Annotated in this window: 14 protein-coding genes; 1 reads left to right on the plus strand and 13 read right to left on the minus strand. The window is 55.6% G+C overall.

All coding sequences use genetic code 11. From position 1 onward, the window contains the following. From HW932_RS20800 to HW932_RS20855, 12 genes are all read right to left on the minus strand, one after another. The coding region (locus HW932_RS20800; protein WP_176978376.1) for a hypothetical protein at positions 1–672 on the minus strand (672 nt) is incomplete at its 3' end. A 69-nt stretch (positions 673–741) separates the two neighbouring features. After that, positions 742–1167, minus strand: a complete 426-nt coding sequence (locus tag HW932_RS20805) for a hypothetical protein (protein WP_176978377.1) — start codon at positions 1165–1167, stop codon at positions 742–744. A 180-nt stretch (positions 1168–1347) separates the two neighbouring features. Beyond that, entirely contained in the window at positions 1348–1563 is a 216-nt protein-coding gene (locus tag HW932_RS20810) for a hypothetical protein (RefSeq protein WP_075123232.1), read from the minus strand. A 52-nt stretch (positions 1564–1615) separates the two neighbouring features. Next, a complete protein-coding gene (locus HW932_RS20815) occupies positions 1616–2083 on the minus strand; it encodes a hypothetical protein (protein WP_079890275.1) in 468 nt (155 codons plus the stop codon). A 7-nt stretch (positions 2084–2090) separates the two neighbouring features. Further along, complete coding sequence (locus HW932_RS20820; protein WP_102053792.1) at positions 2091–2816, minus strand: hypothetical protein; 726 nt, start codon at positions 2814–2816, stop codon at positions 2091–2093. A 92-nt stretch (positions 2817–2908) separates the two neighbouring features. After that, entirely contained in the window at positions 2909–3325 is a 417-nt protein-coding gene (locus tag HW932_RS20825) for a hypothetical protein (RefSeq protein ID WP_102053791.1), read from the minus strand. A 162-nt stretch (positions 3326–3487) separates the two neighbouring features. Continuing rightward, positions 3488–4765 carry an efflux RND transporter periplasmic adaptor subunit gene (locus HW932_RS20830; protein WP_176978378.1) on the minus strand — a complete coding sequence of 426 codons (1278 nt, stop codon included), beginning with the start codon at positions 4763–4765 and terminating at the stop codon, positions 3488–3490. Beyond that, complete coding sequence (locus HW932_RS20835) at positions 4758–6242, minus strand: TolC family protein (protein ID WP_094267738.1); 1485 nt, start codon at positions 6240–6242, stop codon at positions 4758–4760. The genes HW932_RS20830 and HW932_RS20835 overlap by 8 nt, the downstream gene beginning before the upstream one ends. After that, complete coding sequence (locus HW932_RS20840; RefSeq protein ID WP_125856215.1) at positions 6235–7476, minus strand: ABC transporter permease; 1242 nt, start codon at positions 7474–7476, stop codon at positions 6235–6237. Before HW932_RS20840 ends, HW932_RS20835 begins: the two co-directional genes overlap by 8 nt. Next, positions 7469–8170 carry an ABC transporter ATP-binding protein gene (locus HW932_RS20845; protein ID WP_094267740.1) on the minus strand — a complete coding sequence of 234 codons (702 nt, stop codon included), beginning with the start codon at positions 8168–8170 and terminating at the stop codon, positions 7469–7471. Before HW932_RS20845 ends, HW932_RS20840 begins: the two co-directional genes overlap by 8 nt. 67 nt (positions 8171–8237) lie before the next feature. Further along, complete coding sequence (locus HW932_RS20850) at positions 8238–8993, minus strand: hypothetical protein (RefSeq protein ID WP_094267741.1); 756 nt, start codon at positions 8991–8993, stop codon at positions 8238–8240. A gap of 85 nt (positions 8994–9078) precedes the next feature. Beyond that, positions 9079–9549 carry a hypothetical protein gene (locus HW932_RS20855; RefSeq protein WP_094267742.1) on the minus strand — a complete coding sequence of 157 codons (471 nt, stop codon included), beginning with the start codon at positions 9547–9549 and terminating at the stop codon, positions 9079–9081. Positions 9550–10436: 887 nt separating this feature from the next. Between HW932_RS20855 and HW932_RS20860 the strand changes: the two genes are divergently transcribed. Then, a complete protein-coding gene (locus tag HW932_RS20860; RefSeq protein ID WP_102857131.1) occupies positions 10437–11837 on the plus strand; it encodes a tyrosine-type recombinase/integrase in 1401 nt (466 codons plus the stop codon). A gap of 152 nt (positions 11838–11989) precedes the next feature. Here HW932_RS20860 and HW932_RS20865 read toward each other — a convergent pair whose 3' ends face one another. Then, complete coding sequence (locus HW932_RS20865; RefSeq protein ID WP_246296959.1) at positions 11990–12553, minus strand: TetR/AcrR family transcriptional regulator; 564 nt, start codon at positions 12551–12553, stop codon at positions 11990–11992. Positions 12554–12628 lie beyond the last annotated feature (75 nt).

Consider the following 12628-nt stretch of genomic DNA (forward strand, 5'->3'; position numbering starts at 1 on the left):
ATCCAGCTGTTCTTGATACAGACTGTCGATGCTGTCCCTGTAACCATCCGGGTAGGCTGCCTTTTCTACCGGAGGCAGATCATCGAAGTAGTCCAGAATGCTTTTGAAAAAATCACGATTATCGCCACCATTTGTTAGTTTGGCTGACAGGCTGGAGAAATATGCCTCGTCCTGCATGCGGAGTTCTGCTGAGGCAGCATATCGCTCGGCCATGGTGTATGTTCCGGAGTCATCATAGACCACGGCACTCAGATCATTTCGGGCCATTCCAGCAAAAGGGTTAGAAGCATTCCCCGGGGGGGATTGATGAAGGGAAATGGCGTATTCCAGAGATTTTTTTCCCAGTTCCAATCGTGCGGGATCATCTGTTTGTGGTAGCAAATCATCTTTATTGTAATTTTTGCTGCCGAGAAGTTGGCTGAAATTGTATATATCAGACCATGTACTTGAGTGTAGCTGCTTTAATTCACCTTGCGACATGGCAGCTTGGCGCTCGGTTGCGCTGCTCTGGATATAGCGGGCTTGTGCGGAGCTGGATATTGAGACGGTTGCGGCAGTGCTCGAGTTGGTGTTTTCAGCGATGGACTTTGTAGTGTTGTCCGAACGCGGTATTTCCTGGGCAGGCACTTGTGCGGGAATGCTCGCCTGATAGGATTTGATCGTGATATTCATAGCAATACTCCAAAAGCCGGAGATAACAGCATAGCTATCCCCGGCCAGAGAGCCTAGAGAAATGCCGAATTACTTGATTTCAAATTCGACTGTATAGTTGTACGGAAGCCCAGTTTGGGCCGCAGTGATGTTGGCATTACAGGTGGCGCGAGTGGTGCCAATGCTGGTGCCGGTCTTGGTCCAGCTCGGTACTTTGGTGCTTGGGTTGACCTGGTGCGATGCCGCAAAACGGCATTTCTTGTTGCCGGAAGCGTAGACGAAGCGCATGCCAGAAACCGTATCTGCAACGCTGGTCAGGTAGAAAGTTGTTGTATTGGACGGCAGGATCGAGCCTGGCGTCGGCGAGACGCTACCTGAGAAGTACTCGTAAGTGTATGCTGCTTCGGTGGTGGTGGAGTTTTTCACCTTAACGGTGACAGTAGTATTGGCCGCGTGGGCGGTTGCGACCATCGACGCGAAGAGAGCGGCTGCTCCGAACAGTTTAGCGAGTTTCATAAAATGTCCTTTTAAGGTTGATAATCTCTACAGCGCTTGTCCCTCAGCATTCAGGCAAGTACCTGACCTGCCAGGTCTCCCCGGCAGCGGAAGAACATCTAAATTAACGGCGGTAAATGAGAATTCTTTAGCTTTCCTGGCTGTTTTTTCTGCATTTTTTTGCGTAAGTTTTCGTCGTGCTCATGGCGCCAGAACATACCCTGCCTGCAACCCTTGCACCTCAACGCCCTGGGTGATCGCCTGTCCAGGCACGGCAGGAACATTCGCTGGCGTTGCGCCTGCTGTGGCGCGGAACATGACATAAGTTGAACCGTTATTGTCCGTCGCCAAAACCTGGGGCGGAACCACGATGCCCTGCTCGTTGCGGTAGAGGATGACCGCCAGCCGGACGCTCATATCCAGCCTGACCTGCGCGGCTTCGGTCTTCGGCGTATCGAAATGGGCATCATTACTTCATTGCAAGCGCTGCCACCTTCACTAAATCTTCTTTGCTTAAGTTAAGGTCTTTGGTAACTTTTGCCAGCATTTGATTTGCATCTGCCAACGCTCCAGATAGCGCATTGATCATTGCCTGGCTCTGCGCAACTTTCACCTGTCGCGTTTCGTCGCTAAGGCTGGCATCGTTCATGATCTGTTGGAGTTTTTCCTGTTCAGCCTTGAGCTTTTCTTTAAGGTCGCGGATCATTTTCAGAATGCGCTGCACTTCATCGGGGAGGCCGCTATTTTCAATGTCGTCGTATTTCCCTGATGTTTTCTTGTTGGCTTGCCCAGCCATCATAAGGCCAGCCATTGAAATTTTTACAGAGCCTGCGTCATCTGGCTGAGTATTTCCAAGGGGAGACTGCGCACTGCCCGTTGTGATGGTCTGCGCAGGCTGTACGGACATGATGCCGGTTGACGATGTGATGATGCTCATGCGTCCGTCACCCTTGTGAGACTGCCCTTGAGTCCTGTGGCTCTACGGCTTTTGCCGAACGTTGCGCTTGGGCCATTTGTTCAAGTTGCTTGATCAGTTCAGCAATGTCCACATCTTTAGGAACATTCAGTTCTTCAATGCTTTCACCACGAGATAGGCGCTGTGCCAGCTCAGAGAAATTGACTTGGTAGCTTGATGAATTACCGCTTGAATAGTTGCGATCTTGCGGAGAATAGGTTTCTTTCGCTACAGTAGCCCCGGTAACTGGTGAAGCATTTGCAACAGCAGCGATGAGCTTCATGGAATTGATTGCGCCACCACGACTCCCGTTAAATTCACTTCCGGCATATGTGGGAAGTTGTTTTTGCTGAAAATCCCATTGATTGTATTTTGCGTCTTGATTTATCCCCTTGCCATCAGGGCCAAATTCTACTGAGCCAGATATATATCCGAAATTGACTTGTTCGTAAGTCAGAAGTTTTGCGTCGATAAGCCCTCTGTAAAGAGTGAGCATATCATTGCGGCTGGCATCTTTAACATTGATATCTTTTACTATCTCTTTAAATTTATCATAATCATCCTGACTTAGAACGCCACCCAATACCCCGTTTTGGCTGGTTTCTTTCCCTACTTTTACGGTAAATCCCTCATACTGTTTGGGATCAAGCAGTGAACGGTTCGCGTTGAGTGATAAATTGCCCAGTGCATTTGATAACGGGTTAATTGATGGCATGGTCTATGATTCTCCCTTTGAGTTGCCATGACGCGATTTTGATAGAACTGGGGAGCAGACGATGGCTCCCCAGTTCAGCTTTATTAAATCAATCAAGTGCCAGGGATTGTGAACAGTGGCATACGACCTTCCATACGCCAGTTACGTACTTGAGATGTACCTACGTTCTCGATGCGATAACGGTATTGGCCGGTAGCACTGGGTACGAAGCTCCGATTAACAGTTCTTGCTCCATTACTGGTGGTCGAAGACACGAGAGACCACGACGAACCAGAACGTCGCTCAATGATATGGGCGATCCTGCTCGTCGGGTTGTTGCCGGAAAGGTCTTCAAACTTGAACGTCACCGAGCCAATGCACGAGATGCTGAACTCATACACGTTCTGAGAATCACCTGCAGAAAGGCTTGCCCCGCTGCTGGTGATGTTCATATAAGCGCATGCAGCAGCCGCCATGTTGCTGGTACTCAGCAACAATGCCGCGAATAGCGAGAAGAACAGTTTTTTCATACGATACTCCTTGTGGATGAAATAGCTGAATCCCCTTCGCCCTCGTTCGGCACGGAAAGCTGGTGAAGGGTAACTTCTATAACGGCAGGAAATGAGAATTCTTTAGCTTTTCTTGACTGTTTTTTCTGCAATTTTTGCGTGATTTTTTGCCGTCGCCCACGTTCAGGGCACCAGAACATACCCTGCCTGCAACCCTTGTACTTCAATGCCCTCAGTGATTGCCCGTCCTGGTACAACCGGAATCTTCGATGGCGTTGTATCTGCGGTGGCGCGGAACATGACATAAGTTGAACCGTCACTGTCCGTCGTCAATGCCTGTGGCGGCACCACGATGCCCTGCTCGTTGCGGTAGAGGCTGACCGCCAGCCGGGCGCTCATACCCAGCCTGACCTGCGCGGCTTCGGTCTGCGGCGTATCGACGGCAATCACAATGTCGTAGTGGGCGGCTGCGCCGGGGGCATCCGCCGCGTTGCCCTGTACCGCGATGGCGGCAATACGGCCTGTCAGCGTTATCCCGGCGAAGCCATCGCCCGTGATTTGCACGGGCATGCCCTCGCGTAGCTGATGCAGGTCGGTTTCCTCTACGCGGGTGAGTACCTGGATGCGATCCAGCCCGATTACGGTCAGCAGTGGCGTGCCTTGCGTGACCTGTACGCCAGCCTGCGCGATAAGCGCTTTTCCGCCCTCGGGCACCGATGGACGCGCCACCACGCCAGGAAATGGCGCTCTAAGCACGCGCCGTTCGCTTTGCGCCGTCACGGCCTGATAGCGGGCTTGTGCGTTGGTCAGCTCCATCTCGGCAATCTTGCGTTCTTCGCCCTGGCCGCGAGACTCGGCGGTACGCAGTTCGTCCCGGGCGGCAAGCAGGTCTTGCTGCTGGGTGCGTACCTGCTGCGCCAGCGTATCAACTTCCATGCGGGCCACGATCCCACGCTCGAACAACGCCCGCGTGTCTCGCAGGTTGGCCTGCGTGGCTTCCAACGTTGAACGAGCGGTCTGCACGGCGCGTCGGGCGCGTGACACTTCGGGGCTGCCGTCCCAGTTGCGCAGTTGATGGGCTTCCCGTTGTGCCTTGAGCAGTTCGGCCTGTGCCTGCCGCAACTGGATTTCGATTTGCGCCGGGTCAAGCCGCAGCAGTGTCTGGCCCGCCTCAACGGTTTGACCTTCCTGCACCAGCACGTCCCGAATGACGCCTTCAAACGGCGCGGACAGGGTTTCCTGCCGGGCAGCCTGGATGCGGCCCACCAGGCCCAGCTGCTGTTCCACCAACTGGGGCTGTACCTGCACCCATTGCGCTTGTGGTTGCTGGGGGATGCTGGCGTTGTCGGATTGCCAGAAGGCGGCGGAAGTCGCGGCTGTCAGCAACACGAGTAACGCCGAACGCATGGGGTGGCGGCGGACGTGTGCGATCAGTGGGTCTATCAAGCGATTTTTAATCATTCAGCGATATGTCCCAGCTTTCCAGTGTGGTGCCCAGCGTCTGATCGAGTTCGGCCTGCGCGTTCAGGTAGCTGATCAATGCGTTCAGGCGGGCGTTCTCGGCATTGCGCAGGTCGTTCTCGAAACTCAGCACCTGAAAGTTGCTGGAGCGGCCCACGGTGAGCTTTTCCCGTTCAATTTCCAGCTTGCGGCGTGAAAGGTCGAGCGCACGCTGGGCGATTTCGTACTGTCGCCAGCGGGTGCCAATATCGCGCACCGCATTCGCCACGTCGCGCTCCAGTTGCTGGCGGGCTTCGGCCAGCTGGATTTCCTGATTGCGCACGTTGACCTGGGCCTGTACCTCGGCCTGGCGCGTGCTGAGGTCGCCAATGGGGATTTCGACCTGGATGCCGACATAGTTTTCCCAGGTTCGTGCGGAACCGCTCAGGGTATTGCGGTCGCGTATCTGGCTGGCGCCGCCCACCAGAGAAACGTCCCACAGGCGGTCATTACGCGCTACGGCAAGATTGATGGTGGCCTGTTCGCTGTAGATGAGTTGAGAGAGCCAGGCGGGTTGCAAGGCTTCGGCTTGCCGGAGCGCCTCAGCGGCATTGACGTCCACGCGCCGCGCCTGCAGTGCCTCGGTGGCGACTATCGGCGTATTCAGATTCAGGGCGAGTAGCTGCAACAGGGCAAGCCGTGCGGTATCCGTCTGATTGCGGGCCTCTTCATAGGCCAGTTCCTGTGAGGCGACTTCGGCCTCTGTCTGCACGATTTCAAACTCGGCCATGCGTCCGGCAGCGATCATGGCGCGGTTGACTTCAAGCAACTGACGGGCGCGTTGCAACGATTCCCTGGAAATCTTCAACTGCTCCTGTGCCTGCAGCAGGGTGCGGTAGGACGCAATCACTTGCGTGATGGTCTGCGAGACAGTGGATTTCAGGTTGAGCCGGTTGGCCTGCTCGGATAGCCGCGCCAGGCGCACCGGTGCTGTCGCAATATCCTTGCCTGCGCCGCGTAACAACGGCTGGATCAGAGAAATGTTGGCCCCGTCATTGCGTGACAGCCCGGCCTGGTCGGCCTGCGTATGGCGGTACGTCCAGCCCAGGCTTACGCGGGTGCCATAGGGCGTCAGCAATGTGGTTGTGGGGGTTACGGTGCTTTCCCGGTAACGGTCATCCTGATTCCGGCTGGAAAGATAGCCGCCGCTGAGCACCAGTTTGGGTGTGAAGCGGTCTTCCGCCACGCGCAGGTCGAATTTCTGGGCAATGCGATCGAGATAGGCGCTGCGGATGGCGCGGTTGTCGCGCAGCCCCAGATAGATCGCGTCGCTCAGGGTCAACTCGATGGTCTCGGCATTGAGTGAAATGCTGGCCGTCGTCGATGATGGCTGACCCTGGCGGGTCGCCTGGGATGGGCGCAGCGCCCCATCTGTCCTCGCCTGCGCAACGACAGGGGCCATCAGCATGAGTGCGATGAGGATAGACACTTTACGCATCACGCAACGCCTGTACCGGGGTGAGGCGCGCAGCCGCCATCGCAGGCGACAGCCCGAAAAACAGGCCGGTTGCGATGGCGCTGCCAATACCGAGCGGCAATGCCGCCGCCGAGAATGAGAAGGCAGACCAGCCCGAGTAGTGAACGAAGGCCCAGGCCATGATCAGGCCAACAGCCGCGCCAGCCAGTGCCCCGGTGGCGGCCAGTACAACCGCTTCCAGCAGGAAGAGCCTGGCAATGTCCCTGGGGCGAGCGCCGAGCGCCATACGCACGCCTATCTCACGGCGGCGCTCGGCGACGTTCATCACCATGACATTCATGACGCCGATGCCGCCGACCAGCAGGGCGATACTGCCCAGTCCTGCCAGCAGCCAGGAAAACAGGCGTGACTGTTTCGCCATGCCCTCAAGCAACAGTCGGGGAATTTGCACGTTGACCTCATAGCCGGGCATCCTGCCTTCCACCCATTGCTGCAGGGCGGGGGAGGTTTGCACCAGCGTTGCGCCGTTGGGGTTGCGGGCCAGTACGCTGGTGATCTGCGGACTGGGGATGATGCGTCGCATGCCTTCCAGTGGCAGCAAAATGGCGTCGTCCGGCGGGGCGGGAAGCAATGGGTTCTGGCCTGCGGGTTGCAGGATGCCGATCACCTGAAACAGATAACCGCCGATCTGAATGCGGTCGCCGGGCTGGGCATGGATGCCTGCGTTTTCCCACGCCGCTGCGACATTCGCACCCAGCACCGCATGGGTACTGTGCGTATCGAACTGGCTCAGGAAACGCCCCTGCGCCAGTTGGAGATCCAGCACGCCGGGCAGGTCGGCATTGCTGCCCAGTATTGTTGTACTCAGAGCATGGCCTTTAAGCCGGGCGTCACTACTGGTCAGGATGAGAGGAGCTGCCGCTGTAATGTCGGGGATGGCCTGGCGCAACGCGGCGGTATCCAGTGTGGCGACGTTCGGTAACGCCTCGCTGCGGCCGCTGCCGGGGATCTGCACGTTTGCCACAAGCAGATCGCTGCCCATCCCCTTGAAGACGTTCATGGCTTCACGTTCGGCGTTGTGCCCGATGTTCAGCAGGGCAACGACGGCCATGCAGCCCACGGCGATCCCCAGCAGCGCCAGAACGGCACGGCGACCGAGCTGGCGCAGATTCTCCACGGGTTCGCGCACCAGGTGCAGCCATGAGGGGCCGTAGCCATGCGATGAGGTCAGTGTGATGGCAGCACGTCTAGGCATGTCCCGCTTCCTCGATCCGGCCATCGCGGACTTGAATGCAACGAGCCATGCGATCGGCAATCCCGGTATCGTGCGTCACCACAACCAGGGTCGTGCCGCGTTCGCGGTTCAAAGACAGCAGCAGCCCGATGATGTCCTGCGCCGTCTGGCTGTCGAGGTTGCCGGTGGGTTCGTCCGCCAGCAGCAGCGAGGGTTCGCCGACAAGGGCGCGGGCTATCGCGACACGCTGGCGCTGGCCGCCCGACATATCGGCGGGTCGATGGTGGCTGCGGTTGCTCAGGCCGACGCGCTCCAGTTGCGTCAGGGCAGCCTGGCGGGCTTGCGGCTGGGGGATGCCGCGATAGAGCAGCGGGAGTGCCACATTGTCGAGCGCATCGAGCCGTGGCAGCAGGTTGAAACTCTGGAATACGAAGCCAATGATCCGATTACGCGCGATGGCGCGTGATTCGGCATCGGCGTTGGTCATGTCTTCGCCCGCGAGCAGAACACGCCCCGAAGTCGGTTCATCCAGCAGCCCGATGAGGTTGAGCAGCGTGCTTTTCCCTGAGCCAGACGCACCAACGATGGCGCAACTTTGGCCTGTGGGGACAGAAAACGACACATCATACAAAACCGCCTGACTGGACGCGCCCGTAGCATAAGCATGCGTAATATTTTCCAGGCGAATCAAATCGGTGTCGTGAACTCTCTGCATCCTCTCTCCAGATGATTTTGCCGTCCCCTTGCCTGTGCTGTCGCAGCAGACGATGATGTTTCTGGGCTTATGATTTCTGGTTATTTGTTAGTCGTTTTGTTAGTTGTTCCAGCAAGGATTCAAGTTCATCTTTATGTTGTGATGACTCTGTGCTTTTAGCCTCCTGTATCCAGCCCTGCAACTGCATGTCATAGCCTTTGGGAAGTTGGGACTCTTCAATGGCGGGTAGAGATTTATAGTGGTCAAGAACTTCCTGGTGGGTCTCTGCAGATATTTTGCCTGTACGGTTGTAGTCATCCATCATTTTGGCAACAACCTTTACGCGCCACTGATATTCCTGATCATCCGCTTCTGATAAAGCCGCACGGCGCTCGTTGACAGTGAAGGCGCCGCTGTCGTCGTAAGCGATTAGTGCAAGTTGGTCGCGTGACATACCTTTGAATGGATTGCTGCCTTGGCCGTTGGTAAAGGCAGTTGCCTGTTTTGCTTGTGCAAGTCGTTGTGAGTCGTCGGAGTTCGGGACTTCTGCATCATGAATAGCTTTGTTGCGTGTATAGCTTTCACCATAAAGCTCATGAGCGGTCGATTGGGCAATAGCTGCAAGTCCGTCACGATTGGTGATGGCGTCTCGTGTTTCGGCTCGAACGGCGGCATCATTAAGCAGGCGTGATAGCGATGAAACCTGCATTGTTGCACTGTTGGGAGTGTTGATTATCTCAGAGGTCTGAGAGTATGTTGTTTCCCCAGTTTTATTAACAAAACTGCGTTCGCTTACTTGAGTTTGTTGAGGCGTGGTTGTGCCAAGTTGATTAATGCTATTCATATAGCGTCCCGTAGGAATTGTAATCTGCATTGCGCTTTCAGAAAGAGGGGCGACCAGTTACATATGCCGGGTCGCCCGTTGTCAGTTACTTCATCGTGAATTCAACCGTCCACGAGTAGTTTGACAAATTCTGCGATTTGATGGTGGCGGTGCAGACTGCCCCACCGCTAGCGGTTGCAGTTTTGTTCCATTTCGGAATTTTAGTTGGGCCGCCAGGTAGCAGAGCGCCGCCCGAGATTTGATTTACGAAGGTTGTACCGAAGACGCAGGTCTTACTGCCTATGGTATAGCGCACGGTTGCTGCGTTGGCATCGGGGCTGATGATATTTTGCACAACGTATGTGTCAGCACCTTGAGGCTGCACTGTCGTTTTTGGCTTAGGGCTTGCATTGGTGTTGGTACTCACCTCATTATTGGTGACGACCTTGTAGGTGGCCTCTTGAGTGCTGAGGTTTTTGAATGTTACGGTCACTGGCGGGCCAGCAAATGCAGCGCCAGCGGCACACATCGTCGCAGCGGCAAGAGCAGCCGACAGCATGGTTTGTTTGATCTTCATATACGATCTCCTTCAGTGGTATTGAACAATGTATCCGTGCAGGGTTTGTGTTCGCCCGTCCGGTATTGCAGCACTTCGTTGTGCGATTCCATGCGGCAATTCTGCTTTATCTTGCCTGCGTTGAAACGTCTTCTCGTGGATTCTTATTCAATGCAGGCTGATAAAATTTTTGTATAAGTTCCCTACGGGTTAACGGCTACAAATGAGAATTCTTTAGGGTTGGATTGCGTTATTTTTGTGCTGCTCGGGCTTCTGCTGAATTGCAGTGTCCTTGTCAGTGAAAGAACGTCCATGGCGGGACAAACCAGGCAACATTGCCACTATGAAGGTTGCTTCGCCTGGCACCATGACCTGAGGCAGCACCTACAAGCTCTTCTTGGCTGGAGCAGGGACGCGGAGTGGTAGATGCAGGCTGGGGCGGTGCTTCTTGTTCGGCATCAGTCACCGCATGGTTGCTGCTGCCCAGGGGCATGCAGGCAATGATCGGGTAAGATGAAGAGACGATATGACCAAAAAACAAGCACTTGAAGCGGTGTCGTGAGAAAGCGCTTGCCAAGACAGCAAGGGTAGTACATAATCCAGTCCGTCAAGCAGAGCGGTGTACCAAAAACCTCTGTTGAATCAATAGGATAGGGATCGACGGGGAAACCCGTTTCCCGCTCCAAATTATGATCTATAGACGTCTATTGAAGTCTGTAAGTCATTGAAAAAGGGCCTTAGGGCCCTTTTTTCGTTCCAGCGAAATCTACTGGAATCCGTCCCCAGCCAGGGCTTTTAAGTCCATTTTTAAGTCCATCTTTGCGGGGTGCGTGGTTTCCGGATTGTTGCTGGAGGAGCGTGGCCTGCGAGACAAGCATCTAGCCCTGACCCAAGTTCAGGAGCTAACCATGGCGCTCACAGACGTCACTGTCCGGCAGGCTCGGGCGACTGGCAAAGACTATACCCTCACAGACTTCGACGGCCTTTCTCTGGCGGTATCTGCCGCTGGCGGTAAATCTTGGCACTTCAGATATTACTGGGCTACCAAACAGAAACGAATGTCGCTGGGCACCTATCCGAAGGTTAGCCTTCGGGAAGCGCGTGCGTTACGCGATGAGGCCCGCGCCCTAGTAGCGAAAGGCGTCAATCCCAAGATTGATCGTAAGCAAAAACTTCGAGCTGTCCGTTTCGCGACGGAGAACAGCTTCAAGGTGGTTTATCTGCAGTGGCTTGGGCACCGCAAGCTGGAACTCAAGGAGGGCAGGCAAAGTACCCTCTCGCAGATCCAGCGTATCTTCGATAAAGACGTGTTGCCCGCGCTAGGCGCCGTATCCATCTTCGACATTTGCCGTCCCGACCTGTTGGACGTGCTTGCTAGTATCGAGCAGCGTAGGGCATTTACCACCGCCGAGAAAGTGCGCACCTGGCTCAGGCAGTTGTTCCGCTTTGCGATGGTGAAAGTCGCGGGGCTGCAAAGCAATCCCGCATCGGATCTGGATGTCGTGGCTGTCCCCAAACCACCGGTGGTCAATAATCCCTTCCTGCGGCTGCCTGAACTGCCCAGTCTGCTGAACAAGCTACGCAGTTATAGAGGCAGGATCACCACACAACTTGGTATTCGCCTGCTGTTGCTGACGGGTGTGCGTACTGGTGAGCTGCGACTGGCGACCCCTGATCAATTCGATCTTGAGCGCGGCTTGTGGATCATTCCTCCCGAGGTGGTCAAGCAACTGCAGGATGGTATGCGCAAGCGGGGACAGCGACCGCAGGATATTCCGCCCTACATCGTGCCGTTATCTGTCCAGGCTATCGAAATCGTTCGCTATCTGCTGGAGCAGGTCAAGCCAGCCCAGCGCTATCTACTTGCGCATCGAAGCGAGCTGAGAATGCGCATTAGCGAGAACACGCTGAACGGCGCGATCAAGCGTATGGGCTATAAGGATTTACTCACCGGTCACGGCATCCGTGCCACGTTGTCCACGGCCCTCAACGAGTTCGGTTACCCCAAGAATTGGGTGGATGCTCAACTCTCGCACGCTGATCCCAATAAAGTCAGCGCCACCTACAACCATGCCTTATACGTTGAGCCTCGCCGGAAGATGATGCAGGACTGGGCCGATCGGCTCGATCTTCTGGAGCAGGGCGACGTAAATGCAGCGAGCACGTATCTGCCCATCCGTATTGATGGTATGCCGGTGCTGGCTGATGGTAGCGATGTGGCTGTGGACTCGATGGCACCTGATGCGGTGCCTATTGTGGTGCCATCGGCGATCAATACGTCGGCCAAACGCCTGCCAGACAGTCGCTGAGCCGGTGGATTCCGCGGAGGTTGTGGTTTCGGATTTCCAGCGTGAGCGAATGGAAATGCTTGAGATCTATGAGGCATCCCACAACCTGTCGGTGGTGCTTTAGCAATGCCGCGCCGAGCATCAGACGTCTGCATCTGTGTGCGTTACTCTGCTCATCGGGGCTGCATAAGCTCAAGCAACAATTGCCGATGTGCATCCCGTAACTGCGCCAGCGATATGGAAGGGTTGCCCCTGGATAGCATCGAAGAGTTCAGCCAAAGCAGTGCGGGAGCGAGCGCCAGCGGGAAAAAATACTCGGTCAAGACCCCCGGGCGAACGATACCCCGGTCTATGTTGCGTTGGATGATGATCTTTGCACGCTCTCGCAACCCGCACGCAACTTCCTCGCGCCAATGCCGCACCAGCGTCGGCGCTCTGGCGCTTTCGGCCAGAAGTAGACGATAGACCGATATCGTGGTGGGTGAGTCGAACGTCGTGTACAGCCGATCAAGATAGACGTCTACCAACTCTAGCAACGTCAAATCTTCATCCGGGAGCCAGCCCTGGAAATCGCAAAGCTGCTTCGTCATGCGTTCGAGCAAGGCGTGAAAAATCTCCTCCTTGCTTTTGAAGTGGGCGTAGATGCCTGCCTTGGATAAGCCCGCACATTCCGCCAGGCGCTCCATCGTTACGGCGTTGTATGTCCGATCTGAGAACTCGACCAGAGCCGCATCCAATATTTCCTCTTTCCTGGCTGCAGAGGACAGGTAGCGGCGCTTGTCTGATACGTCATCTTTCTTGTTTGGCATTCA

This window comes from Allochromatium humboldtianum (genome assembly GCF_013385175.1).
In the GTDB taxonomy this organism is placed as follows: Bacteria; Pseudomonadota; Gammaproteobacteria; order Chromatiales; family Chromatiaceae; genus Thermochromatium; species Thermochromatium humboldtianum.